Below are 25055 nucleotides of genomic sequence, written 5' to 3' on the forward strand. Positions count from 1 at the left end.
GGCTTGTCCCGAGAATCTACCGAGAGGTAGCCTGTCGGTACGGTGGTCGCTTATCCTTTTTCTTATGGTAGATTCTCGGGACAAGCCCGAGAATGACGGCAGGAAGTCGCCTAAACCAGCTCCGCTCCCATTACGATTCGAGATATTTCGCCGGATTAACCGGCGCGGAGTTCTTGCGCACTTCGAAATGCAGCTTCGGCGATTTGGCGTTGCCGCTCATGCCGGAGCGGGCGATCTCTTCTCCGCGGCGCACTTTCTGGCCGCGCTGGACCGTGATCTGACTGTTATGACCGTAGACGGTGACGAGGCCGTTCTCATGGCGCACCAGCACGGTGTTGCCGAATTCCTTGAGACCGTCGCCGGCATAGATGACAACGCCGTTTTCGGCCGCCTTCACCGGCGTGCCCTCCGGCACCATGATGTCGATGCCGTCATTGACCGAGCCGCCTTCGCGCTGGCCGAAGCTGGAGAGCACGCGGCCGCGCACCGGCCAGCGCATCTGCGAGATGCCGGTCGCGGATGGCGCCGAGGCCACGTCGGTTTCTGCATCCTCGATGACCTTATTGCTGGTCTGCGGCGGCGTATAGGGCTTGACGCTCGACGGCGCGGGCTGCGGCTGGGCCTGCGGCGCAGCAGGAGGGGGCGTCGATCCGGTCTTCACCTGATCGAGCTTGGGCGGCTGCGCGGCAGCCACCTGCGTTGCACCAGCAGGCGCGGCGCCGGGGATGACCAGCGACTGGCCGACACGGATCGCGCCATTGGCAAGGCCGTTCGCCTTCTTGATCGCCTCGACGGACGCGCCCGTCTTCTGCGATATCCCATAGAGGGAATCGCCGCTCTGCACCGTGTAACTGCCCGCCTTTGCCGGGGGCGTGGTGGTGGCGGGCGCGGTCGAAGCTTGCGCAACGACGCCCGGCTGCTTTTCCTTGATGGCAGGCGTTTGCGGCAGGATTGCCACGTCGCTATTGCCGGGACGCGGCGCCGGAGCGCGCGGATTCTGCGGCAATTGCGCCGTTTCCTTCACCGGCGCGCCGCCATTGCCTGACGTTCTCGTGCCGTCGGCAGCGATGACGCCACGGCTAGGTGCGCCCTGCCCGCCCGGCAGCTTCAGCCGCTGACCAGCCTGGATCCTGTTGGCGTCCGTTATGCCATTCGCCTGCATCAGCGCATTGGGCGACACGCCGACGCGGTTGGCAATGCCGAACAGCGATTCGCCGGGCTGGACGATGACTTCGCCCGCTTCGCTCCTGACCGGGGCTGGATTGGCCGAAGCCATCTGCTGGACGGGCGCAGGCTGGACGGTGCGCGGCGCGCTCGCTGCGACGGGCGCGGGTTGACGGGGCGGCGTGGCGGGAGCAGCGGCGACCGGAGCCTGCGACACGGGCGGCAGGCTCGCGCGCTCAACCCCCGGGCTGCGCGTGACCGGCGTCACGGCGGCGCGATTGATGGAGCCGGTGTAACCCCTGTCCACCGCGGGCGGATAAGGCTGCGCTGCTGCCGGCTTGTTGATCACCGAACGCTGGTTCGGCGTCGATCCCGTATAGATACCGTCGGTGAAACGCATCACGTCAGCGCTGCAACCAGCGCCAAACCCGGCGATCAAGACGATCGCGGCATTGCGCAAAAGCCGCTGCGACGTCTGGTCCATTACCCTGAAACGCATGCTCAACCCGTCCATACTCATACTCGAAGCATGGTGAATTAAAGCGCGTTAATCTTACCGGGGCGTTAAAACGGTACGATCTTTATTAGAAATCTAAGGGAGTGGAGCCCCCGCGAATAGGGCAATATGTTAACCTTTAACCATACTCCCTTGCTCTTCCTCAAAGCACCGACGCAACGCCCTCGATGAAGGGCTGGTAGCGCACAAGCATCAGGTCTTCGCGCTCGAAGCGGCTGCCGGTCTTGGAGAGGCGCGCGACCACCTGCTGGCCGTCGCCCGGACCGATGGGTGCGACCATCACGCCATTGCTGGCAATGAGATCGACGAAATGGCGCGGCAGGCTGTCGAAGGCCGGCCAGACGATGATGCGGTCGAAGGGGCCGCCACCCGGAGGTCCGTGTCGCCCATCTGCCTGTTTTATCAGGACATTTTCGATCTTGAGCGCCGTCAGCCGCTGGCGCGCCTGGTCGATCAGCGTCTTGTAGCGCTCGAGCGTGGTGACGCGCCCGCCGAGCCGGCCCATGATCGCGGCGGTGTAGCCGGAGCCGGTGCCGATTTCCAGCACGCGATGCCCCTCCTCCACGCCGAGCGCCGAGATCATCCGCGCCTGGTCATCGAGCCCTTCGATATACTCCCCGCAGTCGAGCGGAATGGTGCGGTTCTTGTAGGCGACGTCGGCCCAGACCGGATTGACGAAGCCGCGCCGGGGCGTCGCCTCGACGGCGGCGAAGAGGCGCGGATCGTTGAGCCCGCGCCCGCGCATCCGAAGCACGAAGGCGGCGAATTCCTCCCGTTCCGTCAGTTTCGCCGTCATTTAGCCTCGATTCCGCCACGATCCGGGAGCGATAGAGAGGGCTTTTGCCACAATCATGCGGCTATAATCCTCGTTAAACCGCCCATATAGGGGATAAGCGCTTCGGGAACCGTCACGCTGCCATCGGCCTCCTGATAGTTTTCGAGAACCGCGATCAGCGCCCGCCCAACCGCCACGCCCGAACCGTTGAGCGTGTGGACGAAACGGGTGTTCTTCTCGCCTTCCGGCCGGTAGCGCGCATTCATGCGCCGGCCCTGGAAGTCGCCGCAGACCGAGCAGCTCGAAATCTCGCGATAGGCCTTCTGCCCCGGCAGCCAGACCTCGATGTCATAAGTCTTGCGCGCCCCGAAACCCATATCGCCGGTGCAAAGCACGATGGTGCGGAACGGCAGCCCAAGGCGCTTCAACACCTCCTCGGCGCAAGCCGTCATCCGCTCAAGCTCGGCCAGCGAGCTTTCGGCATCGGTGACCGACACCATCTCCACCTTCCAGAACTGGTGCTGGCGCAGCATGCCGCGCGTATCGCGCCCCGCCGATCCCGCCTCCGAGCGGAAACAGGGCGTCAGCGCGGTCATGCGCATCGGCAGATCCTTCACATCGAGGATCTCCTCGCGCACCAGATTGGTCAGCGGCACCTCGGCGGTGGGGATCATCCAACGCCCATCGGTGGTGCGGAACAAGTCCTCGGAAAATTTCGGCAATTGCCCGGTGCCATACATAGTGGCGTCGTTGACGAGCAGCGGCGGCATCACTTCCGTATAGCCATGCTCGCGCGTATGCAGGTCGAGCATGAACTGACCGAGCGCGCGCTCCAGCCGTGCAAGCTGGCTTTTCAGCACCGTGAAGCGGCTGCCCGAGAGCTTGGCGGCCCGCTCGAAATCCATATAGCCCAGCGCCTCGCCGATCTCGAAATGCTCCTTCGGCTCGAAGGCGAAGTTGCGGATATTGCCGGCGCGGCGGATTTCGACATTGTCCGCCTCGTCCTTACCGGCGGGCACGTCCTCGAGCGGCACGTTAGGGATGACGGCGAGCGCGTCGGCAAGCTCCTTATCGAGGCGGCGCTCCTCCTCCTCGGCGAGCTGCAGCCAGCCTTTCAGCTCCGCGACCTCGGCCTTCAGCTTCTCCGCGGTGGCGCTATCCTTCTGCGCCATCGCCTTGCCGATTTCCTTGGATGCGGAATTGCGGCGCTCCTGCGCCTCCTGCACCTTGCCGACATGCTGGCGCCGCTTTTCGTCGAGCGCGATCAGATCGGCAGAGAGCGGCGCGGCGCCGCGCTTGGCAAGCGCCTCGTCCAGTGCCTCAGGGTTTTCGCGTATCCATTTGATATCGAGCATGGTTCCACCACGTTCCCGCAAGGGGAGCGATTGCCTTCAAATAATTAGGTTTACGCTCTCGCGAGGAGAGCGACGATTCATGAGAAACGCAAAATCAATCGTTTACGGAAGGAAGATTATCCGAGTCCTGCTTCCCGGCTTCGGCTTCGCGCTTCCGCTCGATCAATCGCGCCATCCAGATGGAAATCTCGTAGAGAAGGATGGTCGGCAAGGCAAGGCCGATCTGGCTCGCGGGGTCAGGCGGCGTCAGCACCGCCGCGACGACGAAGGCGATGACGATGGCATATTTTCGCTTCTCTTTCAGCGCCTGTGAACTGACGAGGCCGGCCCGCGCCAGCAGCGAGGTGACGACAGGAAGCTGGAACACGAGGCCGAAGGCGAAGATCAGCGTCATGATGAGGCTGAGATATTCCGACACTTTCGGCAGCAGTGAAATCTGCACCTCGCCGCCCCCGCCCGTCTGCTGCATGGCGAGGAAGAACCACATCACCATCGGCGTGAAGAAGAAATAGACGAGCGCGCCGCCCATGAGGAACAGGATGGGCGATGCGATGAGGAACGGCAGAAAAGCCGCGCGCTCATGGCGGTAAAGGCCGGGCGCGACGAATTTATAGATTTGCGAGGCGATGACCGGAAAGGCGAGCACGACCCCGCCGAACATCGCCACCTTCACCTGCGTGAAGAAGAATTCCTGCGGCGCGGTATAGATGAGTTCTGCCTTAGAGGCGTCCATGCCAGCCCAGGCGATCGCCCATTGATAGGGCAGCACGAGCAGATTGAACAGATGCTTCGCCAAGGAGAAGCACAGGATGAAAGCCAGAAAGAACGCCACGATCGCCCAGATCAACCGGCGGCGCAATTCGATCAGGTGCTCCAGCAGCGGCGCGGCGCTTTGCTCGATTTCGTCGTCTTCGCGGGTCACGCTTTTGTCTCGTCTGCTTTGGCCTTTGGCGTTCTGGCCGTGCGTCTGGCAGGCTTGGCGGCAGGCTCACCGGCCTCTTTGGAAGAAGCGGTCGCGGCCTTGGGAGCCGCCGTCTTCTTCGCCGCCCGCGCGGGCTTCTTGACCGCAGCCAGCTCCGTCGCGGCGACGGGCGTACTGGCCGGTACGGTTGCGGTACTCACGGGTACGGCGGGCACAGTGGCGACGGGCGTCGTCGCAAGGGTGGCGGGCGGAGGCGCGGAGGGAACCGGCTCGGGCGGTGGCGGGGGAACCAGCGTGACGACATCCTCTGCCGGCGTCGCCCCGGCAACCGGGCCATGCAGGCTTTGGCGCAGATCTTCCCCGGCGGAGCGGATCGGGTCGAACATCTTCTTGATGTCGGTGCGCGGATCGAGACGGCGTGCGTCCTCGACGACGTTCTTCACGTCCTCCAGTTCAGCCTCTCGCAGCGCTTCATCGAACTGTCGGCGAAACTCGTCCGCGGTGCTGCGCATCCGCGCCGTCGCCTTGCCGAAGGCCCGCAGCATCTTGGGCAAGTCCTTCGGCCCGACGACCACGATGATGACGATCATGATCACCAGGATTTCGGACCAACCGACGTCAAGCATGATACCGTCCCTGCCCGCGCGGGCAAAAAAGCCGCCCGGGAATGAAAGCATGATCCCAAAAAGTCGAAGGCTTTTTGGACACGATCATGCGGTTGAACACCCTCAGGATTTCGAGGTCTTCTTCGCGTTTACGGAAGAAACCGGCTGGTCGGGATTGTTGTCGATGGTCCGGGCCGCATCGGCCGTGTCGGCCTCGTCATTGTCAGCCATGCCCTGCTTGAAATTCTTGATGCCCTTGGCCACGTCACCCATCAGCTCAGGTATCTTGCCACGGCCGAACAGCAGAAGCACGACGGCAAGCACGATCAGCCAGTGCCAGATTGAAAAACTGCCCATAACTTTCCTCTTGGTTACCCCGGATCACGATCCGTGATTGATGTAAGCGTTTTATCAGCATGATTCAAACAGAACCATACCGTGAGATCATCACAATGGCGAATTTGCCGCGTGTTACATTGATTTGTGACACTGATTTATGACACCGACGCTTGTCAGCATTCATTGCCCAAGTCGCCTGCAGGCACGCGTGCATGATAATGGTTCGACGGAATAATAAACGGTCCCGCATTCTGCGCCGTTTAAAACAACATCGTTGTTGAGGCATGGATTCCTGTGACGAGCACAGGAATGACGGGGTGGAGATATCCTGCGCAACTGAAAACCGTTCTTGCCAAGCGGAACGGCTGGAAATTGGCGACCAACAACAAAGCAGCCGTCATTCCTGTGCTTGTCACAGGAATCCATGCCTCTCCGGCTCCGCTACCGCAACGGTGCCAAAGGGCATCCAAGCGGTTCCATCAAAACATGCCCCCTACCCCTCCCCCTTCGGCGGCAACAGCCCCAGCTCCTCCAGATCGATATCGTTGAGCGGCTCCTCGTCGTCGGTGAGTTCGTCCGGGTCGACCGATGGTATGGGGATCGAAAATTGCGGCGGCATGCGGGCCGACAGCAGCCCTGCCCCGCGCAGTTCCTCCATGCCCGGCAGGTCACGGATGTCAGGCAGGCCGAAATGGTCGAGGAAGCTTTCCGTCGTGCCATAGGTGACGGGGCGGCCCGGCACGCGGCGGCGGCCGCGCATCTTGACCCAGCCTGTCTCCATCAGCACATCCAGCGTGCCCTTCGAGGTCTCGACGCCCCTGATATCTTCCAGCTCCGCCCGCGTCACCGGCTGGTGATAGGCGATGATGGCGAGCACCTCCAGGGCGGCGCGCGACAGCTTCCTCTGCTGCACCGCCTCGCGGTTCATGAGAAAGGCGAGATCAGGCGCGGTGCGGAAGGCCCAGGCATCACCCACCCGCACCAGATTGACGCCGCGCCTCACATAATCGGCCTGCAATGCCTTCAGCACCTTGGTGAGATCGATGTTCGACGGCAACCGCTCGATTAGCGCCCGCTCGGTCACCGGATCGGTGGAAGCGAAGATTAGCGCCTCGACCATGCGCACGGCTTCGCGCAGCGCCAGTTGCGCCATCGTGTCGTCAGCCGCGTCCGTTTCCAGACCCGGCAATGTCATGATTTGCGCCCTGCCCTTTTCAGACATCGCCCGCCTCCTCGTCTTCGAAAGAAGAGCCCGGCTTCTTGCGCATGTAAAGCGGTTTGAACGGCGATTCCTGACGGATTTCGATCTTGCCTTCGCGCACCAGTTCCAGGCTTGCCGCAAAGGAACTGGCAAGCGCCGTCGCCCGGTCGCGCGGATTTGGAATGAAGGCGATAAGAAACTGGTCGAGTGCCGTCCAATCGCTGATCTCACCCATCATCCGCGTCAGGATGGTGCGCGCCTCCTTGAGCGACCAGACACTGCGCTGCGCGATCTCGACGCGGCTCACCGCCTGCCGCTGGCGCTGCGTGGCATAGGCCGTCAGCAGATCGTAGAGCGTGGCGGAGAATTGGTGCTTCTTTTCCACCACCACCATTTCCGGCATGCCGCGCGCGAAGACGTCGCGCCCGAGCCGGTTGCGGTTGACGAGCTTTACCGCCGCGTCGCGCATGGCCTCGAGGCGCTTCAGGCGGAATTGCAGCACCGCCGCCATTTCCTCGCCGCTCTCGCCCTCGTCGCCGGGCGCTTTCGGGATCAGCAGCTTCGACTTCAAATAGGCCAGCCATGCCGCCATCACAAGATAATCGGCGGCCAGTTCCAGCCGCAGTTCCCGCGCTTCATCGATGAATTTGAGATATTGCTCCGCCAGCGCCAGCACGGAGATGCGCGCCATGTCGACGCGCTGACTGCGGGCCAGATGGAGCAGCAGGTCGAGCGGGCCTTCGAAGCCCTGCACGTCGATGACGAGCGCGGGCTCGCTCTCGGCGCGCTCGGCATCGGTCAGCCACAGCGCCTCCATCGGCGCCGCCGCATCGTCCCTGCCTGTCGCTTTCGCGCCTGCCGCCAAACCTGACTATCCCTTTTACGCGACCGCCTGAAAGAAGCCTTGAAACTCTTCGCGCAGTTCCGCCTCGTCAGACAAATCCGGCTCGCCGGCGAAGATCTCGGCGAGTTCAGCCCTCTGCTTCGTCTTGCCGTCAAGGACGGGCGCGCGCGCCGCCACCTTGGATAACTCTTCCATAACCCCGTTGCAATGAAGCACAACATCACAACCGGCGGCAAAGATTGCGTCGGTCAAATCCCCGAAATCCCCAGAAAGCGCCTTCATGGAGATGTCATCGCTCATCAGAAGCCCGTCGAAGCCGATGAAGTCCCTTATGATGGTTTCGACAACGGTAGGAGAGAGCGTCGCGGGGTGGGCCGGATCGATCGCCGTGAAGATCACATGGGCGGTCATCGCCATCGGCAGGTCCGCGAGCGCCTTGAACGGGAGGAAGTCATGCTCTTCGAGATCGCAGAGCGGCACATCGACCTTCGCCAGTTCCTTGTGCGTGTCGGCAAAGGCGCGGCCATGGCCGGGAATATGCTTCATGACCGGCAGGACTCCGCCGGAAAGCAGCCCCTCGGCAGCCGCCCGCCCCAGCGCGGCGACGACATGCGGGTCCTTGGCATAGGCGCGGTGACCGATCACATCATGCGCGCCCTCCACCGGCACATCAAGCACCGGCAGGCAATCGGCGTTTATGCCGAGCCGCATGAGATCGAAGGCATGGAGCCGCGACATCAGCCACGCCGCGCGCAATCCGCCCTGCTCATCACGGCGATAGATCTCGCCCAGCTCCGCCGCGGGCGGATAGTTCGGCGCAAGAGGCGGCCGGAGCCGCTGCACCCGCCCGCCTTCCTGATCGATGAAGACAGGCGTTGTCGGCCTCCCCGTCAGCTCGCGCAGATGGGCGGTGAGATCCGAAACCTGCTTCGCCTCGCCGATATTGCGAGCGAAGAGGATGAAGCCCCAGGGCCGCTCATCGCGGATAAGAGCAATTTCATCCGCCGTCAGGCTGGTGCCGGACACGCCTGCGATGAGTGCTTTGGAGTGGATCATGGGGTTTGGTTACCTGGTGCTGACGGATTATTCTCTTGGTGACCGCCGCTGCTCTGCGGATGCGCGCCCTCCCTCCCCCTTGCGGGGAGGGTGGCCCGAAGGGTCGGGTGGGGGTGGTGACGTTTGTGCCACTGTCTCCAGCAAAAGCGCACACGTCACCACCCCATCCGCCCGCTAACGCGGGCACCTTCCCCGCAAGGGGGGAAGGAGGGTGCGAAACTTACTGCGTCACAAAGCAGCTGCCGCCCGCCGCCTTATACCGCGTGCAAAGATCGATGGCCTCGCTCTTCGACCCGGCATTGATGCGGACGCGGTAGAAGGTGCCTTTGCCCGGCACGTCGGCGCGGCGGATATCGACGCCGCGGCCGCCGATGACATTGCCATAGCGGCGGGACAAATTGGCATAGCTCTTCTTGGCGTCTTCCGCCGAAGGCGTCGAGGCGATCTGGATCGCATAGCCGCCGGCGCTTGCCGCTGCCGTCGCCGCAGCGCCTGCCGCCGAAGCGACCTGCGTGGGCCTGGCCTGGCCTGAGGCCTGCGTGGCGTCGCCGACGATGCGCGTCGGCTGCTCGGCGGGACGCGACGGCACGACCGGCACGTTCTTCGGCTTGGCGGCCGCGCTTTCCGGCGTGATTGCCTGCGTCTTCACCACACGGGCCGGGGCAGCGGGAGCCTGTGCCGCATTGGCGGGCGGCGGCGGGGTTTGCCGCGTCTGAACCTCCCGTGGCGGGATCGCACCCGTCTGCACCGGGGCATTGTCGGCGGCATTAGCGGGAGCGGCGGTGGGCGTCAGCGCCGCCACTTCCGTACCGGCCGGACGCGCCCTCGGCGCTGCAACCTCGCTGGCGGCAGGCGCGGCGGGGGCCGCTTCCTGCTGCACGATGGTGCCATCGGGCTTGACGATCATGGTCTGCACACGGCGCGGAACGAGCGCCGGCTGCGGGGTGGAATTATTGGCGACGGTGGTTTCGAGCGCCGATGGCTGGACGCGGTCATTAACCGCCCTATCCTCCGCGCCGCCGTCCTCATCCTCGGCCAGGGCGATATCGACAGGGTTTTCCTCACTGCTGATGAGGCTCTTCTGCTCGGGTGCCTCAGGCGCGGTTCCCGCCACCCGGTCATAGACCGCCTTGTCCTGGTTGGGCACCGGCGCGCCGCCGGGATTTTCCGGCTGGACCTTGGTAGGCTGGCTGTCGGCGGCAATGACGACAGGCGCGCCGGTGCCGCCGGAGGAAAGGCCGTAATAGCCAAGGCCGCCGATCAGCAGCGCTGCGCCCGCGACCGAGGCGAAGACCAGGCCGCGCCGTCCCCAGCCGGACTGGTTCTCATTGGCCGCGGCGGGTATGCCGAGACCGTCGGACGATTGCTGGTCGAAGCTGAAATCCTGCTGCCCGGAATTGGCCCAGTGATTGTAGTAATCGCCCGGGGTGCCGGATGCCTGCGGGGCGTAATCGTCAGCCGCGTAGGCAGCCTGCGCGTTCCCCTCGGCGGCATTGGCCGCGCCATAGGCTCCGTAGACATCGTTGAAGATGTCCTCGAAGGCGCGGTCCGTCTTGGCTTCCGGCTGCTGCGGCGTCTGCTCCTCCACGTCGAGGGAGGTGAAAACTTCCGCGAACTCGCTTTCGAGCGCGGTGAGGCCGGCATTCGCCGCCGGCTCCGGCTCATATTCCACCTCAGGCAGGTCGAGCGCATCCGTCTGCTCCACCCGCGCCTCGGCGACCGATACGGTTTCCACCTGCGGCGCAGCTTCAGGCGCCGTGTAGCGGTAGCTGGAATGGTTGGGATAGGCTGCGGCGGCTTGCGCGGCAGGCGCCGTCTCGGCCACGTACGCGGCATTATCCTCGGCGAAGAAATCCTCGTCGAGCTGCGGCTCGTCCCAGCCCTGCGATGCCGCCGGTTCCTGATGCAGCGCAGCCGGCTCATAGCGCGGCTCGGCAGGTTGCGGCGCCGGGGCGGCATAGGAGCGGGACGGCGGGAAGGGATAACGCGGCTCCGAAACAGGCTGGGCCTGCGCCGCGCCGTGGCCGGCCGTATAGTGCGGCGCTTGCGCATAGGCCTGCTGTGCATAGGCCTGAGCCTGCGGCGCATAGGCCTGTACCGGCTCGGCGGCACTGCCCTGCTGGCTCCCGAGCATCAGCTCGAGCTCGTCTTCCAGGTTCGGCGCGACCTCATCCTCGGCCTCATAGGCCGGCTGGTAAATCGTCGAGTCTTCCTCGTCATGCTGAGCGGTCTCGAACGGCGCGTCGAGGGAGAAATCCCCCGGCTGCTCGATATCGTCATCGAGCGAAAGGTTCAGCTCGTTCTCGAGCGAAGCGGAGAAATCGAGCTTTTCCTCGTCCCGGCCCGCCAGCTGGCGCGGCACTGTCCAGCCATGCTGCGCCGCCGGCTGATAGCTCTGGCGCGCCGCAGGCTGATAATGATCCTGGCTTTCGGAATAGTTGGCCTGGGGCTGGGCGTGAAGATCGGCTTCGACCGCACCCACCAGCTCCTGTTCCAGATCGAAGGAGAAATCGTCCGTCCCCTCCCGCGAAGCAGCGTTTTTCACCGGCTCGTCGAAGCCGATGATCCGTGACAGCTCCATCAGCGGATCGTCTTCCTGCGAAGAGCGCCCCCCATAGTCACGGTTTCTGTAATTGCTGTCCGTCATGGCGTTATCCTGTACTCATAACACGGGGCGCCCGCCGACGTCACCCACTATAGCGATTACCAACGCATTGTGGGCAAATGGTGACAGTAATTTCCAACGCTTTTTAGAGCACGACCCGAAAAAGCCGCCGCTTTTTCGGGGATATCACGCAACTAAACTCGAAACAGGATGCTCGATCGACTTGCATCCTGCCTTAGCGCATTTCCGTCGGGGCATCCGCGCCGATAATCGACAATCCGGACGCCAGGACATCGGAAACGACCTGCACCAGCCCTAGCCTGGCAAGCGACAAGTCTGGATCGTTAACCTTAATAAAACGTAAGTCCGGATTTTCCGTGCCTTTATTCCATTGCGCATGGAAGGCGCTGGCAAGATCATAGAGGTAGAACGCCAGCCTGTGCGGCTCCTGATGCTGCGCCGCCGTCTCGATCAGGCGCGGATATTCCGCAAGCTTGCGGACGAGCGCGATCTCGCTTTCATCTGTGAGTTTGCCCAGATGCTTACCCAGCGTTTTCCGGTCGAGATCGGCAAAACCCGCCTCTTTCGCCTGCCGGAACACCGAATGGCAGCGCGCCGAGGCATATTGCACATAGAACACCGGATTGTCCTTGGAGTGCTCCGTCACCTTGGCGAAATCGAAATCGAGCGGCGCATCGTTCTTGCGGTAAAGCATCATGAAGCGCACGGGATCGCGGCCGACCTCGTCCACCACGTCGCGCAGCGTGACGAACTCCCCCGCCCGCTTCGACATGCGCACCGGCTCCCCGGCGCGGAACAGCTTCACCAGTTGGCAGAGAATCACCGTCAGCTTCGCCTCGCCGGCCGAGACGGCCCGCGCTACCGCTTCCAACCGCTTGACATAGCCGCCATGATCCGCGCCCAGCACATAGATCATCTCGTTGAAGCCGCGGTCGTACTTGTCCTTGAAGTAGGCGACATCGGCGGCGAAATAGGTGAATGCGCCGTCAGACTTCATCAGCGGGCGGTCCATGTCGTCGCCGACATCGGTGGAGCGGAACAGCGTCTGCTCGCGGTCTTCCCAATCGTCAGGCACCTGCCCCTTCGGCGGCGGCAGCTTGCCTTTGTAGATGTGGCCCTTGAGCGTCAAATCGTTGATTGCGGAACGAATCGCCCGCGCATTATCGGCATGGAGCGAGCGCTCGGAATAGAACACGTCATGCTTGACGTTGAGCGCGTCGAGATCGACGCGAATCATCGCCATCATCGCTTCGATCGTGCGATCCTTGATGATATCAAGCGCCTCGTCGTCGGGCATCTGCAGGAGGTTCCGGCCATATTCCTTCGCTAGCTCCTGCCCCACCGGCACGAGATAATCTCCGGGATAAAGCCCCGCCGGAATCTCACCGATTTCGTCGCCCAAAGCCTCGCGGTAGCGCAGCATGACGGAGCGCGCGAGCACATCGATCTGCACGCCGGCATCATTGATGTAATATTCCTTGGTGACGTCGTAGCCAGCGAATTTCAGCAGATTGGCGAGCGTGTCGCCCACCACCGCGCCCCGGCAATGGCCGACATGCATCGGGCCGGTCGGGTTCGCCGAGACATATTCGACATTGACCTTGCGCCCGGCGCCGAGCGTAGAGCGCCCGTAATCGGTCCCCGCCTCGATCATGCCCGAGAGCTGCCGCTGCCAATAGCTGTCCTTCAGGCGCAGATTGATGAAGCCCGGCCCCGCGACATCCACCGAGGCCACATCCCCGTCCTCTGCCAGCGCCGCGGCAATACGTGTCGCCAGATCGCGCGGCGGCTCGCCCACAGCCTTGGAAAGCACCATCGCCGCATTCGTCGCTACATCACCATGCGAGGCGTCGCGCGGCGGCTCCACCGCGACACGGGTGAAATCGATCGCTCCGCCGTCTTTTGCTTGTAGATCAAGCCCTTGAAGGGCTTTTTTGATGCGCGCGTCGAAATCTGCGAAGATGTTCATGATAGCCTCGGATTGGAATTAGGCCCGCTCTAATTCAATTCAGGAGTATGGTCAAACAATCGGCGATGTTCTCGCACGGCATAATTGTCGGTCATGCCCGCCAAGAAATCGGCGATTCGGCGTGCCAGCACCGGCGTCTCGCATTTTTCCAGCCCCTCATGCCACTCACCGGGCATCGCATTCGGGTCGCCCATATAGGCATCGAAAAGATCGCGCACTATGCGGTCCGCCGAGCGGCGGGCGGAGATGACCTTTTCATGAAAATAGAGGTTTTTGTAGAGGAAGCGCTTCAGCTCCTTCTCTGCCCGCGCCATATCGGGCGAAAACGTCACCAGCGCCATCCCTGCCCCGCGCACCTCTTCCACCGAGGCGGGCTGCAGCGCGGCGATGTTCATCTGCGATTGGCCGATGACATCCTCCACCATAATGGTGATCTGCCGCCGCACCAGCTCATGCGCGGTCCGCACCTCGTCGAGCGATGGATAACGGCCGCGCACCTGATCCAGCAGGCCATGCGTCAACGGCACTTCGTCCAGAATATTCAGCGTCAGCAGGCCGGAGCGCAGCCCGTCATCGATATCATGCGCGTCATAGGCGATATCATCGGCAATGGCCGCGCATTGCGCCTCCAGACTGGCGAAGCTCGCAAGTTCCAGATCGTGCCCGGCGCTGTAGTCGAGAATCGGCTGCGGCACGGTTCCATCCCACGCATGGGCGCCGATGAGCGGGCCATTATGCTTGACCAGCCCCTCCAGCGTCTCCCAGCTCAAATTCAGCCCATCGAAATCCGCATAGCGCCGCTCCAGTCTGGTGACGATGCGCAGCGACTGAGCGTTATGATCGAAGCCGCCGAAATCCTTCATCCGGTCATTGAGCGCATCCTCGCCGGTATGGCCGAAGGGCGTGTGGCCGAAATCATGCACCAAGGCGATGGCCTCGGCCAGATCCTCATCGAGCCGCAGCGCGCGGGCCAGGGCGCGGGCGATCTGCGCAACTTCGATGGTATGCGTCAGCCGCGTGCGGTAATGGTCGCCTTCATGGGCGATGAACACCTGCGTCTTATGCTTCAGCCTGCGGAAGGCGGTGGAGTGGATGATGCGGTCGCGGTCGCGCTGGAAGGGCGTGCGCGTCGGGCTTTCGTTCTCCGGCACAAGCCGCCCGCGGCTTTTCACCGGATCGCAGGCATAGGCGGCTCTCTCCCGGTAGCCGAAACCGATATCCCGAAACGCCATGCAGAATCACCGTAATATGATTACACGCCCAATTGACTTCGATGAGGTCAGTTCATAGCTATCTGGTACAGCTTTTCAAAGTCGGGGAATACCACAATGAGCGAGACGACAGGCATTTCCGTATCCGACGCCGCCGCAAAGCGCATCGCCGCCATCCTGAAATCCGAGCCGGACAAGACCGCGCTGCGCATTTCGGTCGAGGGCGGCGGCTGCTCGGGCTTTTCCTATAAATATGATCTGGTCGACGGCGCGGCAGCCGAGGACGATATCGTCATCGAGAAGAACGGTGCGCGCGTGCTCATCGACACCATCTCCCTGCCCTATATGGATGGCTCGGAGATCGATTTCGTCGACGACCTCATGGGCCAGTCTTTCCAGATCAAAAACCCCCACGCCGTCGCCTCCTGCGGCTGCGGCACGAGCTTTTCGATTTGAGAACAAATCGCGTTTTGACGAAATCATCTGCAGGCATTTTGCCGTGTTGTAATGGATAAGGAGAGGAATGGATCCCAGTGACAAGCACTGGGATGACGGATGGGGTGGCTGTTCGCGATAATCTCCAACCGTTCCATCTGCCACAACGGTTGTCCAGTTGGGCGAATCCCTCTCCACCTCGTCATCCCAGTGCTTGTCACTGGGATCCATTCCTCTACGGTGGAGTTTCCCCCAACAACGAAGATCGTCAGCCCAACGGCCCAGCATCATAACATTCTGTTTCTTGGAAAGATCGACCGTTATGCTATGTTGTACAATATAAAATTGTCCAACGAGGCTATGCGATGGCCATTGCAAGAAAGGCAGTTCGAAAGCACCCGAGCGAGGGCATGAAGCTGCGCATCGACGCCGTGGCCAAGGAGGCGCGGAAAACCGGCCTGATCGGCGATAAAAGCGCTCGGATTGCGGGCCGGGTCAGCCCGATCCTCGTTGAGCAAGCCAAGCGGCTCACAGGCATTCAATCAGATACGGACCTTATCGAATTTGCCCTGGCAAATGTCGCTATCGAATATAATTTTCTCGAAGAGGAAGATAAGTTTCCCGAAGAGTTTGAAAAGCTCAAGGGAACAGTCGACCCGACACTAGATTTGGAATTCTAGAGCTTGTCAGAATTCAACCGAGTCGCCGGCACAACCTCGCCGTCATTCTCGGGCTTGTCCCGAGAATCTGCCATAAGAAAACGATGAGCGATTACCGTCCCGGCGCGTTAAGCCACGGTAGATTCTCGGGACAAGCCCGAGAATGACGGCAAGAATAGAATGCATGGAGCCTTTCATAAGCCCCGTGCGTTACCCCCTTCAGCTTGGCTTTTACCCGCATGAAGGGGCATGGCAGCATGTTCGGCCTGACGGCGCTGGAACTGGCCCGCATCCAGTTCGGCTTTACCATATCCTTCCACATCATCTTTCCGGCCATCACGATCGGCCTTGCCAGCTATCTCGTCGTGCTCGAAGGGCTGTGGCTGTGGAAGGGCCAGCGGGTCTATCGCGACCTCTATCATTTCTGGGTCAAGATCTTTGCCATCAATTTCGCCATGGGCGTTGTCTCGGGCCTCGTCATGGCCTATCAATTCGGCACCAACTGGAGCTATTTCTCCGCCTTTGCCGGCAGCATTACCGGGCCGCTCCTGACCTATGAGGTGCTGACCGCCTTCTTTCTGGAAGCGGGCTTCCTTGGAGTCATGCTGTTCGGCTGGAACAAGGTCGGGCCGGGACTCCATTGGTTTTCCACCCTCATGGTCGCCATCGGCACGCTCATATCCACCTTCTGGATCCTTGCATCCAACAGCTGGATGCAGACGCCGCAGGGCTTCGAGATCGTCAATGGCCGGGTCGTTCCCACCGACTGGCTGGCGGTCATCTTCAACCCGTCCTTCCCCTATAGGCTCGCGCACATGACTGTCGCGGCCTATCTCGCCACCGCCCTCTTCGTTGGCGCGTCGGGCGCGTGGCATCTCCTCAAGGGCAACAAGCGGCCCGCGGTTCGCGCCATGTTTTCCATGGCCATGTGGATGGTTGCCATCGTTGCGCCCATCCAGATTTTCATTGGCGACCAGCATGGCCTCAACACATTGAAACACCAGCCGGCCAAGATCGCCGCGCTCGAAGGCCATTGGGAGAACAAGCCCGGCGAAGGCCTGCCGCTCATCCTGTTCGGCCTGCCCGACATGCAGGCGGAGACCACCCGCTACGCGCTTGAAATCCCGGAGATCGGCAGCCTCATCCTCACCCATCGCTGGGGCGGCACCATTCCGGGCCTGAAGGAGTTCCCGCCTGAAGATCGGCCCAATTCGACCGTCGTATTCTGGACCTTCCGCGTCATGGTGGGGCTCGGCTTTCTCATGCTGTTCCTTGGACTCACAAGCCTCTGGCTGCGCTATAGGGGACGCCTCTATGGATCGAAGACGTTCCAGCGCTTCGCGCTCGCCATGGGTCCATCGGGGCTGATCGCCATTCTGGCGGGGTGGTACACCACCGAGATCGGCCGCCAGCCATGGGTCGTCTATGGCATCATGCGCACCAGGGACGCCGTCTCCAACCATTCGGCGCTGGAGATGTCCACGACGCTCGGCCTTTTCATCGTGATGTACATCGCCATTTTCGGCACGGGCATCAGCTACATGCTGAAACTGGTGGCGAAGGGTCCCGGTCGGTTCATCGATATCAGGGATCGCGGCCAATCCGACCGCCCTGCCCGCCCGCTTTCCGCCGCGCCCGACCATATCGACCCGAACCGCTGATGATGGAGATGAACATGGGCATCGATCTTCCGCTGATCTGGGCCATCATCATCGGCTTCGGCCTGATGATGTATGTCATCATGGATGGCTTCGATCTAGGGATAGGCATCCTCTTTCCCTTCATCCGCAACCGTACCGACCGCGACACCATGGTCAACACCGTGGCGCCGGTCTGGGATGGCAACGAGACATGGCTGGCGCTCGGCGGCGCTGCCCTGCTGGCCGCCTTTCCCATGGCCTATTCCGTCATCCTATCCGCGCTCTATTTACCGGCGATGCTGATGCTGGCGGGGCTGATCTGGCGCGGGGTCGCCTTCGAGTTTCGCTTCAAGGCGGACGAGGCGCACAAGCCGTTCTGGGACCATGCCTTCGCCTGGGGTTCCTACATCGCCACCATCGCGCAAGGCATGATCCTCGGCTCCTTCATCAACGGCTTTCCCATGGAGAATGGCGTCTATCATGGCGGCGGGCTTGCCTGGATACACCCATTCAGCATCTTCACCGGACTGGCGCTGGTCGTGGCCTATGCGCTTCTCGGCTGCACCTGGCTGATTTTGAAGACCGAGGGGCATCTCCAGCGTGAAATGATTGGGCTCGCCAAGCCCGGCGTCCTCGCTTTGCTTGTTGTTATCGGCATCGTCAGCATCTGGACGCCCCTCACCCATCCGGAGGTCTATAACCGCTGGTTCACGCTGCCGAACATCTTCTATTTCGCCCCCGTGCCCGTACTGGTCCTTGCCGTGAGCTGGGCCATCCTGCATATGCTGGGCCGCGAGCCGCACGCGTCGCCCTTCGTCCTGACGCTGGTGCTGCTGTTCCTCGGCTATAGCGGCCTTGCCATCAGCCTCTGGCCCAACATCATCCCGCCGTCCATCTCCATCTGGGACGCCGCCGCCCCGCCGCAGAGCATGGGCTTCGCGCTGGTGGGGGCACTGTTCATCATCCCCTTCATCCTCGGCTACACCGCATGGTCCTATTACGTTTTCCGTGGCAAGGTGAAGGCTGGCGAGGGATACCACCATTGAGCCCGGCGCGTGACAAACGATCATTGCCCTCCCGCCTGGGCTGGATGGTTCTCATCTGGGCGGCGAGCGTCGTGGCGCTCGGTCTCATCGCCCTGGCCTTCCGGGTGCTGATGGGCTTGGCCGGACTGACTTTATGATGGAGGAGACAATGAACGCCGATCGGATCGCCGTGCTGGTGCGGATAACAGGCAGAGTGCAGGGCGTGAGCTTCCGCGCCTGGACCCGCACCGAGGCGCTTGAGCTGGGCCTCACCGGCTGGGTGCGCAATGAACCCGACGGTTCGGTCATGGCCCTCGTCGCCGGACCGGAGGACGCAGTGGCCGCGATGCTGGAGAGCTTTTGGCAAGGCCCGCCCGGAGCCGCCGTCTCCGATGTGATTTCGGCTAAAGATTATACCGGCGAGATACCCGGCGATTTCAGCATAATGGGATAGCGCGCAGCCTCTTGACCTTCCCACGATTGGAAGCCCTATCTTGCCTTCAAACGGAATTGGAAAGGGCTCAAATCATGGCTGAGTGCTGCAAACATCATGGGCACGATCACCACAGCGGCCATCACCACGGACATGGGGCAGCAGCGGCTGACACGCTGGCGAAAGACCCCGTCTGCGGAATGACCGTCGATCCCAATGCGGGAAAACCTTCGACGGAATATAACGGAACACTGTTCCATTTCTGCTCCGCCGGCTGCAAGACGAAGTTCGAGGCCGATCCGGAGCGCTATCTCAGCGGCAAGCCGCGCCAGGAAGAACCCGCCAAGCCCGGCACGCTCTATACCTGCCCGATGCATCCGGAGATCGTCGAGGACAAGCCCGGCTCCTGCCCGCTTTGCGGCATGGCGCTGGAGCCGATGGGTGTTCCCACCGGCGAGGAGGGGCCGAACCCGGAGCTCGTCGATTTCACCCATCGCCTTTGGGTGAGCGCGGCCTGCGCAATTCCCCTGCTCGTTCTCACCATGGGTCCCATGCTCGGCCTGCCCATCCGCGAGTGGATCGGCGAGCGCGTCGCCGCATGGGCGGAACTGGTGCTGGCGACGCCTGTTGTGCTCTGGGCTGCCCTGCCCTTTTTCAAGCGCGGCTGGGATTCGATCCGCAACCGCAGCCCGAATATGTGGACGCTGATCTCCATCGGCGTTGCCACCGCCTATCTCTACAGCGTTGTCGCCACGCTATTCCCTGATATCTTCCCGCACTCATTCCGCGGCCATGGCGGCGCGGTGCCGGTTTATTTCGAGGCGGCGGCGGTCATCGTCGCGCTGGTCTTCCTGGGGCAGGTGCTGGAGCTGAAGGCGCGTGAGCGCACAGGCTCGGCGATCCGCGCGCTCTTGGGCCTCGCTCCCAAGACCGCCCGCCGCATCGGCAAGGACGGCTCGGAAACGGATGTGCCGCTGGATGACGTCCGTGCCGGCGATCTCTTGCGCATCCGCCCCGGCGAATCCGTCCCCGTCGATGGCGTAGTGGTGGAAGGCCGCTCCGCCATCGATGAATCGATGATCACGGGCGAGCCGGTCCCGGTCGAGAAGACCGAAGGCGATCATGTCACCGGCGGCACGCTCAACAAGAACGGCACGCTCGTCATCCGGGCAGAGAAGGTCGGCGCGGAAACCATGCTGTCACGGATCGTCGAGATGGTCGCGAAGGCGCAGCGCTCCCGCGCGCCCATTCAGGGGCTGGCGGATGCGGTTTCGTTCTATTTCGTGCCCGCGGTGGTGCTGTCAGCCCTCCTCGCCTTCGGTGCCTGGGCGCTTTTCGGGCCGGAGCCCAGCATGGTCCATGCTATCGTCTCCGCCGTGTCGGTGCTGATCATCGCCTGCCCCTGCGCGCTCGGGCTCGCGACGCCCATGTCCGTCATGACCGCCACCGGGCGCGGCGCGCAGGCAGGCGTGCTCATCAAGGACGCCGAGGCGCTGGAGCGCTTCGCCAGGGTGGACACCATCGTCGTTGACAAGACCGGCACGCTGACCGAGGGCAGGCCTGTTCTGACCGATGTCATCGCCGCGCCCGGCTTCGATGAGAACGAGCTTCTCGCCCTCGCCGCCAGCCTCGAGCGCGGCTCGGAGCACCCGCTCGCCGAAGCCATTGTCGAGGGAGCGGTGGAGCGCAAGCTCCAGCTCGAGGACGCCACGGATTTTCATGCGGAGACCGGCAAGGGCGTCATCGGCACGATCTGCGGCCGCGCGGTGGCGCTCGGCAATACGGCGATGATGTATGATCTGAACCTTCCGGTCTTCGCCCTCAACAAACAGGCGGACAAGCTGCGTACCGGCGGCAAGACGGCCATGTATGTCGCTGTCGACGGCAAGCTGGCGGGCATCGTCGCCGTGGCCGATCCGATCAAGCACAACGCGGCCGATGCGATCCGCGAGCTGCACGCGCTCGGCCTTGAGGTCCTCATGGCGACGGGCGACGAGGAGCGCACCGCAAAAGCCGTCGCCGAGAAGCTCGGCATTGACGAGGTGCGCGCCGGCGTCCTGCCGGAGGGCAAGAAGGCGCTCATCGACGAATTGCAGGCGAAGGGCGCCAAGGTGGCGATGGCAGGCGACGGCGTCAACGACGCCCCGGCCTTGGCCAGCGCCTATGTCGGCATCGCCATGGGCACCGGCGCTGACGTCGCCATGGAAAGCGCCGGCATCACGCTGGTCAAGGGCGATCTGACCGGCATCGTCCGCGCCCGGCGGCTGGCGGAGGCGACAATTGGCAACATCAAGCAGAACCTCTTCTTCGCCTTTGTCTACAACGCGCTTGGCGTGCCAATCGCAGCGGGCATCCTCTACCCAATCTTCGGCCTCGTGCTCTCTCCAATGCTCGCCGCGGCGGCGATGAGCCTGTCGTCGGTATCGGTGATCGCGAATGCGCTGCGGCTGCGGACGCTGAGGCTGTGAGACAATGCCGCAGACCAGCGTAACCATCGATGTCCCGCTCGTCCGCCATCTCGTCGCGGCGCAGTTTCCGCAATGGGCCGGTCTGCCGATAGAGCAGGTCGAGCCCGGCGGATGGGACAATCGCACGTTCCGGCTGGGCGACTCCATGTCGGTTCGCCTGCCGAGCGCAGCCGCCTATGCCGCGCAGGTGGCGAAGGAGCATCGCTGGCTCCCCTTTCTTGCGCCGTACCTTCCTCTACCCGTTCCAGTACCACTGGCGCGGGGAGTGCCGGACGCCCGCTATCCCTGGCCGTGGTCCGTCTATCGCTGGCTCGACGGCGCCCCCGCCAGCGATGCCGGGATCTCCGATCCCGTTGCATTTGCGCGGGCATTGGCGGCTTTTCTCGCTGCGCTTCACCGGATCGAGGTTGCCCCCGACGCCCCGCGAGCCGGCGCGCATAATTTCCACCGCGGCGGTGATCTCCGCGTCTATGACCACGAAACCCGCGCCGCGCTTGCAACCCTGCGGGACGGTATCGATATCGCCGCCGCCGAAGAAATATGGCAAGCCGCCCTCGCCTCCCGCTGGCAAGGCGCGCCCGTCTGGGTGCATGGCGACGTCGCCACCGGCAATCTGCTTGTCGAGCAGGGCAGACTCTGTGCCGTCATCGATTTCGGCAGTTCCGCCGTGGGCGACCCCGCCTGCGATCTCGTCATAGCCTGGACGTTTTTCTCAGGCGAAAGCCGGAAAATCTTCCGCGATGCGCTTGTCTACGACGAAACCACATGGGCCCGCGCCAAAGGTTGGGCATTGTGGAAGGCGCTGATCACCATCAGCGGGCATGACAAGAACCAGCGCGAAGCCGCGAAGTCGTGGAGTGTTATAAACGCTTTGCTGGAGGGTGAATGAGCACGCTCAACCAGCCACCATCAGCATTTCTCGCTCAACCGATTCCAAAGCCATCTCCACCCGCCCCCGCACCTCCGCGGACAACGGCAAGATCGGCCGCGGCGGTTGCGCTTCGGTTAAGCCCTGCAGATTGGCGATGGCGTACATGACGCGGAAGCTGCCGAATTCCTGGAATAAAGTCCAGAGCGGCTGGAAGGCTTCGTTCATACGTCGCGCTTCGCTTGCCTCGCCTTGTTGCGCCGGGCGGGTGAGCTTCAGCGCGGGTTCCGGCAGGAGCCCGGCCACGACGCTGTACCAGGCGTCCGCGCCGTGGAGCAGCGCATTCGCCGCGTTCCAATCGCCGCTATAGCCGATGGCGAAGCCATCAGGCGTCAGGCTTCGCAAACGCCTGATCTCTTCCGCAAAATCGCGGTCATCGGGGGCGGGCATCTTGGCGGCGACGATGTTCGGCACCTTCGACAGCCGTTCGATCAGCTCATGGCTGAAGGTAAATTTGGTGGTGGCCGGATTGTTGTAGATGCAGAGCGGCAGGTCGGTCACCGACGCCACCGCGACGAAATGCTGGAACACCTCCTCCTCGGTCAAAGGCGTGTAGGAGACCGGCGCGAGCAGTAGGCCATCGGCTCCGGCCTCCGCCGCATCGCGGGCCAATGACTGCGCCTCGTCAGTGCGCAGCGCGCCGACCCCGACGATAACCGGCATCCTGCCCGCGATCCGGCTAACCGCGGCCTCGACGGCGCGTCTGCGTTCGGCCCGCGTCAGGAAAGCGTACCCTCCGGTGCTGCCGAGGAGACCGATGGAATCCGCACCGGCTGCATGAATGCGCTCCACAAGGATACCGAGCGCATCCGTCTGCACCCGCCCCTCCGCATCGGTGGGCGTCAATGGAAAAGCCGAGAGGCCGTGAAACAGTTTCAAGAGCGTATTCCCACATGAAATCGATGCCGCGAAATTATCTGCCGGTTTCGTCGAGCGCAACTCTGGCTTTTCTCCGCCTGAGCCCAATGTTATTTCAAGAGAACGATACTGAATCGCATTTTTAAAAAGACTTGGACGGAGTGAAGCGTGACCGCCCAGCAGATTTTGTCAATTACCGTCATCATGCTGATGATGGCGGCGTTCATTTGGGGACGCTTCCGCTATGATATCGTATCGGTATGCTCCCTGCTCGTCGCCGTCGCGGTCGGCGTCGTGCCCTTCGATGCCGCCTTCGAGGGATTCAGCGACGAAATCGTCATCATCGTCGGAAGCGCGCTGATCGTCAGCGCCGGTGTCGCGCGGTCCGGCCTCATGGAGACTGTCATCCAGCGGCTGACCCCGCGATTGACTTCGGTCCGGGGCCAATTGGCGGTTCTGGTCATCACGGTGACGGTGCTGGCGGCGTTCGTCAAGAATATCGGCGCGCTGGCGATCATGATCCCCATCGCCTTTCAGTTTGCCCGCCGGTCCAATGTCTCGCCTTCCGTCTTTCTGATGCCGATGGCGTTCGGCTCGCTGCTTGGCGGGCTGATGACGGAGATCGGAACCTCGCCCAATATCGTCGTCTCTCGCATGCGCGCCGAGCTGACCGGGCAAGCCTTCACCATGTTCGATTTCACGCCGGTCGGCGCGACGCTCGCCGCCACCGGCGTCATCTTCCTCGTCCTGTTCTATTGGCTGGTGCCGCAGCGCACTCGCGAGACGGCCTCGCTGGACGAAGCCATCGAGATCAAGAATTACGTCTCCGAAGCCAGGGTCACCAAGGACTCCACCGCCCTCGGCAAGACCGTCGCCGAACTCCTTCAATCGGCCGAAAGCAATGCACGGGTGATTTCGATCATACGCGCAGAAAGGCAGATGCCGCCGCTTCCCGATGCTGCCTTAAAGGAAAACGACCTCCTGCTGATCGAGGGCGACCCGAAGGCGCTGGACCAGATCGTCACGCAAGGGAAGCTCGTGCTTTCGGGGGAACGCAAGCCTTCGGCGGATGGCAATTCAGCGGAAATCGACACCATAGAAGCCGTTATCACCGACGGCTCCCCCCTCATCGGCCTCTCCGCCCGGCAGTTGGAGCTGTTCGACCGCTATAACGTCAATCTCCTCGCGGTGAGCCGCCAGGGCGAACGCATCAAGGAGCGGCTTGGCGAGATCATCTTCCGGCTCGGCGATGTCGTCGTGCTGCAGGGCAAGGACACCAACCTGCCGAACATATTGCGCGAGTTCGGCTGCCTTCCCCTCGCCCGCCGCCCCATCCTGCTCGGCAGCATCCGCCGCGGGCTGGTTCCGCTCGTCATCCTCATCGCCGCCATGGGGACGACGGCGCTCGGGGTGCTGCCGGTCGCGGTCGCCTTTTTCGCCGCCGCCGTCGCCATGGTGCTCTTCCGCGCCCTGCCGCTGCGCGAGGTCTATGGCGCGATCAACGGCCCCATCCTGGTCATGCTCGCCGCGCTCATCCCGGTCAGCGACGCCCTGCGGACAACAGGCGCAAGCAACGTCATCGCCAACTGGCTCACCATCTTCGGCCATCACCTCCCGGCATACGGGGCGCTGGCGCTGATCCTCGTCACCGCCATGGCCGTCACGCCGTTCCTCAACAATGCCGCGACCGTGCTCGTCATGGCGCCCATCGCCACCAGCTTCGCCACCGGCCTCGGCTTCAAGCCGGAAGCCTTCCTGATGGCCGTCGCCATCGGCGCGGGCTGCGACTTCCTCACCCCCATCGGCCACCAATGCAACACGCTCGTCATGGGTCCGGGCGGCTATAAGTTCAGCGACTATCCCCGCCTCGGTCTGCCCCTGTCTATCCTCATCGTGCTGACGGCGGTTCCGGCGCTGATGTATTTCTGGCCGCTGCGTTAAGAATCCCCTGCGGCATCTTTACCCATCGTTAAGCATAAATGAAAATTCATTAAAGAAAACATATAATTAAGTTCGAATTTTACG

General features: G+C 62.7%; 22 protein-coding genes. 9 read left to right on the top strand and 13 right to left on the bottom strand.

The features are described 5' to 3' along the window. Nucleotides 1-130 precede the first annotated feature (130 nt). The 12 genes from ACOWVG_RS11590 to ACOWVG_RS11645 form a co-directional block, all read right to left on the bottom strand. A complete protein-coding gene (locus ACOWVG_RS11590; RefSeq protein ID WP_420962336.1) occupies nucleotides 131-1663 on the bottom strand; it encodes a peptidoglycan DD-metalloendopeptidase family protein in 1533 nt (510 codons plus the stop codon). Between the two features lie 160 nt (nucleotides 1664-1823). Then, nucleotides 1824-2477 (bottom strand): protein-L-isoaspartate(D-aspartate) O-methyltransferase, encoded by a 654-nt coding sequence (locus tag ACOWVG_RS11595; RefSeq protein WP_420962337.1) that lies wholly within the window; start codon nucleotides 2475-2477, stop codon nucleotides 1824-1826. Between the two features lie 53 nt (nucleotides 2478-2530). After that, complete coding sequence (serS, locus tag ACOWVG_RS11600) at nucleotides 2531-3811, bottom strand: serine--tRNA ligase (protein ID WP_420962338.1); 1281 nt, start codon at nucleotides 3809-3811, stop codon at nucleotides 2531-2533. Nucleotides 3812-3905: 94 nt separating this feature from the next. Continuing rightward, entirely contained in the window at nucleotides 3906-4733 is an 828-nt protein-coding gene (gene tatC / locus ACOWVG_RS11605; protein ID WP_420962339.1) for a twin-arginine translocase subunit TatC, read from the bottom strand. Beyond that, nucleotides 4730-5359, bottom strand: coding sequence for a Sec-independent protein translocase protein TatB (gene tatB, locus ACOWVG_RS11610; RefSeq protein WP_420962340.1), 630 nt, complete (start codon nucleotides 5357-5359; stop codon nucleotides 4730-4732). The genes tatC and tatB overlap by 4 nt, the downstream gene beginning before the upstream one ends. Nucleotides 5360-5461: 102 nt before the next feature. Beyond that, the gene (locus ACOWVG_RS11615) at nucleotides 5462-5695 is read right to left on the bottom strand and encodes a twin-arginine translocase TatA/TatE family subunit (protein ID WP_420962341.1); all 234 of its coding nucleotides are present in this window, start codon (nucleotides 5693-5695) and stop codon (nucleotides 5462-5464) included. A 475-nt stretch (nucleotides 5696-6170) separates the two neighbouring features. Further along, nucleotides 6171-6830: an SMC-Scp complex subunit ScpB gene (gene scpB / locus ACOWVG_RS11620; RefSeq protein ID WP_420962423.1), complete on the bottom strand. Its 660-nt coding sequence runs from the start codon at nucleotides 6828-6830 to the stop codon at nucleotides 6171-6173. 61 nt (nucleotides 6831-6891) lie between these two features. Further along, nucleotides 6892-7695: a segregation and condensation protein A gene (locus tag ACOWVG_RS11625; RefSeq protein ID WP_420962424.1), complete on the bottom strand. Its 804-nt coding sequence runs from the start codon at nucleotides 7693-7695 to the stop codon at nucleotides 6892-6894. Between the two features lie 63 nt (nucleotides 7696-7758). Then, entirely contained in the window at nucleotides 7759-8778 is a 1020-nt protein-coding gene (gene nagZ, locus ACOWVG_RS11630; protein ID WP_420962342.1) for a beta-N-acetylhexosaminidase, read from the bottom strand. Nucleotides 8779-8998: 220 nt separating this feature from the next. Next, nucleotides 8999-11425, bottom strand: coding sequence for an SPOR domain-containing protein (locus ACOWVG_RS11635; RefSeq protein ID WP_420962343.1), 2427 nt, complete (start codon nucleotides 11423-11425; stop codon nucleotides 8999-9001). A 193-nt stretch (nucleotides 11426-11618) separates the two neighbouring features. Then, a complete protein-coding gene (gene argS / locus ACOWVG_RS11640; RefSeq protein ID WP_420962344.1) occupies nucleotides 11619-13373 on the bottom strand; it encodes an arginine--tRNA ligase in 1755 nt (584 codons plus the stop codon). 29 nt (nucleotides 13374-13402) lie between these two features. After that, on the bottom strand, nucleotides 13403-14605 hold the full coding sequence (locus tag ACOWVG_RS11645; RefSeq protein ID WP_420962345.1) for a deoxyguanosinetriphosphate triphosphohydrolase: 1203 nt from the start codon (nucleotides 14603-14605) through the stop codon (nucleotides 13403-13405). 96 nt (nucleotides 14606-14701) lie between these two features. Between ACOWVG_RS11645 and erpA the strand changes: the two genes are divergently transcribed. The 8 genes from erpA to ACOWVG_RS11685 all read left to right on the top strand — a co-directional run bounded on the left by erpA (nucleotide 14702) and on the right by ACOWVG_RS11685 (nucleotide 22133). Then, nucleotides 14702-15040 carry an iron-sulfur cluster insertion protein ErpA gene (gene erpA, locus ACOWVG_RS11650; protein WP_420962346.1) on the top strand — a complete coding sequence of 113 codons (339 nt, stop codon included), beginning with the start codon at nucleotides 14702-14704 and terminating at the stop codon, nucleotides 15038-15040. Between the two features lie 389 nt (nucleotides 15041-15429). Then, nucleotides 15430-15699, top strand: coding sequence for a hypothetical protein (locus ACOWVG_RS11655; protein ID WP_420962347.1), 270 nt, complete (start codon nucleotides 15430-15432; stop codon nucleotides 15697-15699). A 236-nt stretch (nucleotides 15700-15935) separates the two neighbouring features. After that, entirely contained in the window at nucleotides 15936-17339 is a 1404-nt protein-coding gene (locus ACOWVG_RS11660; protein WP_420962349.1) for a cytochrome ubiquinol oxidase subunit I, read from the top strand. 14 nt (nucleotides 17340-17353) lie between these two features. After that, on the top strand, nucleotides 17354-18364 hold the full coding sequence (cydB, locus tag ACOWVG_RS11665) for a cytochrome d ubiquinol oxidase subunit II (protein WP_420962350.1): 1011 nt from the start codon (nucleotides 17354-17356) through the stop codon (nucleotides 18362-18364). Beyond that, complete coding sequence (locus tag ACOWVG_RS11670) at nucleotides 18361-18501, top strand: DUF2474 domain-containing protein (protein ID WP_420962351.1); 141 nt, start codon at nucleotides 18361-18363, stop codon at nucleotides 18499-18501. Before cydB ends, ACOWVG_RS11670 begins: the two co-directional genes overlap by 4 nt. Nucleotides 18502-18512: 11 nt before the next feature. Continuing rightward, nucleotides 18513-18797: an acylphosphatase gene (locus ACOWVG_RS11675; RefSeq protein WP_420962352.1), complete on the top strand. Its 285-nt coding sequence runs from the start codon at nucleotides 18513-18515 to the stop codon at nucleotides 18795-18797. 74 nt (nucleotides 18798-18871) lie between these two features. After that, nucleotides 18872-21244, top strand: coding sequence for a heavy metal translocating P-type ATPase (locus tag ACOWVG_RS11680; RefSeq protein WP_420962353.1), 2373 nt, complete (start codon nucleotides 18872-18874; stop codon nucleotides 21242-21244). 4 nt (nucleotides 21245-21248) lie between these two features. Further along, nucleotides 21249-22133, top strand: a complete 885-nt coding sequence (locus ACOWVG_RS11685; protein ID WP_420962354.1) for an aminoglycoside phosphotransferase family protein — start codon at nucleotides 21249-21251, stop codon at nucleotides 22131-22133. 6 nt (nucleotides 22134-22139) lie between these two features. Here ACOWVG_RS11685 and ACOWVG_RS11690 read toward each other — a convergent pair whose 3' ends face one another. Further along, complete coding sequence (locus ACOWVG_RS11690; RefSeq protein WP_420962355.1) at nucleotides 22140-23051, bottom strand: dihydrodipicolinate synthase family protein; 912 nt, start codon at nucleotides 23049-23051, stop codon at nucleotides 22140-22142. 147 nt (nucleotides 23052-23198) lie between these two features. Here ACOWVG_RS11690 and ACOWVG_RS11695 point away from each other — a divergent pair, with 147 nt between their 5' ends. Next, nucleotides 23199-24971 (top strand): SLC13 family permease, encoded by a 1773-nt coding sequence (locus ACOWVG_RS11695; protein ID WP_420962356.1) that lies wholly within the window; start codon nucleotides 23199-23201, stop codon nucleotides 24969-24971. The last annotated feature ends 84 nt before the right edge of the window (nucleotides 24972-25055 follow it).

Source organism: Brucella sp. IR073 (assembly GCF_049065735.1).
Taxonomy (GTDB): domain Bacteria; phylum Pseudomonadota; class Alphaproteobacteria; order Rhizobiales; family Rhizobiaceae; genus Paramesorhizobium.

Excerpts from the sequence above, each read along its gene's own strand:
- ACOWVG_RS11590 (WP_420962336.1), bottom strand. The coding sequence starts at position 1,663 with ATGCGTTTCAGGGTAATGGACCAGACGTCGCAGCGGCTTTTGCGCAAT.
- ACOWVG_RS11595 (WP_420962337.1), bottom strand. The coding sequence starts at position 2,477 with ATGACGGCGAAACTGACGGAACGGGAGGAATTCGCCGCCTTCGTGCTT.
- serS (WP_420962338.1), bottom strand. The coding sequence starts at position 3,811 with ATGCTCGATATCAAATGGATACGCGAAAACCCTGAGGCACTGGACGAG.
- tatB (WP_420962340.1), bottom strand. The coding sequence starts at position 5,359 with ATGCTTGACGTCGGTTGGTCCGAAATCCTGGTGATCATGATCGTCATC.
- ACOWVG_RS11615 (WP_420962341.1), bottom strand. The coding sequence starts at position 5,695 with ATGGGCAGTTTTTCAATCTGGCACTGGCTGATCGTGCTTGCCGTCGTG.
- scpB (WP_420962423.1), bottom strand. The coding sequence starts at position 6,830 with ATGGCGCAACTGGCGCTGCGCGAAGCCGTGCGCATGGTCGAGGCGCTA.
- ACOWVG_RS11625 (WP_420962424.1), bottom strand. The coding sequence starts at position 7,695 with ATGGAGGCGCTGTGGCTGACCGATGCCGAGCGCGCCGAGAGCGAGCCC.
- nagZ (WP_420962342.1), bottom strand. The coding sequence starts at position 8,778 with ATGATCCACTCCAAAGCACTCATCGCAGGCGTGTCCGGCACCAGCCTG.
- ACOWVG_RS11635 (WP_420962343.1), bottom strand. The coding sequence starts at position 11,425 with ATGACGGACAGCAATTACAGAAACCGTGACTATGGGGGGCGCTCTTCG.
- argS (WP_420962344.1), bottom strand. The coding sequence starts at position 13,373 with ATGAACATCTTCGCAGATTTCGACGCGCGCATCAAAAAAGCCCTTCAA.
- ACOWVG_RS11645 (WP_420962345.1), bottom strand. The coding sequence starts at position 14,605 with ATGGCGTTTCGGGATATCGGTTTCGGCTACCGGGAGAGAGCCGCCTAT.
- erpA (WP_420962346.1), top strand. The coding sequence starts at position 14,702 with ATGAGCGAGACGACAGGCATTTCCGTATCCGACGCCGCCGCAAAGCGC.
- ACOWVG_RS11655 (WP_420962347.1), top strand. The coding sequence starts at position 15,430 with ATGAAGCTGCGCATCGACGCCGTGGCCAAGGAGGCGCGGAAAACCGGC.
- ACOWVG_RS11660 (WP_420962349.1), top strand. The coding sequence starts at position 15,936 with ATGTTCGGCCTGACGGCGCTGGAACTGGCCCGCATCCAGTTCGGCTTT.
- cydB (WP_420962350.1), top strand. The coding sequence starts at position 17,354 with ATGGGCATCGATCTTCCGCTGATCTGGGCCATCATCATCGGCTTCGGC.
- ACOWVG_RS11675 (WP_420962352.1), top strand. The coding sequence starts at position 18,513 with ATGAACGCCGATCGGATCGCCGTGCTGGTGCGGATAACAGGCAGAGTG.
- ACOWVG_RS11680 (WP_420962353.1), top strand. The coding sequence starts at position 18,872 with ATGGCTGAGTGCTGCAAACATCATGGGCACGATCACCACAGCGGCCAT.
- ACOWVG_RS11685 (WP_420962354.1), top strand. The coding sequence starts at position 21,249 with ATGCCGCAGACCAGCGTAACCATCGATGTCCCGCTCGTCCGCCATCTC.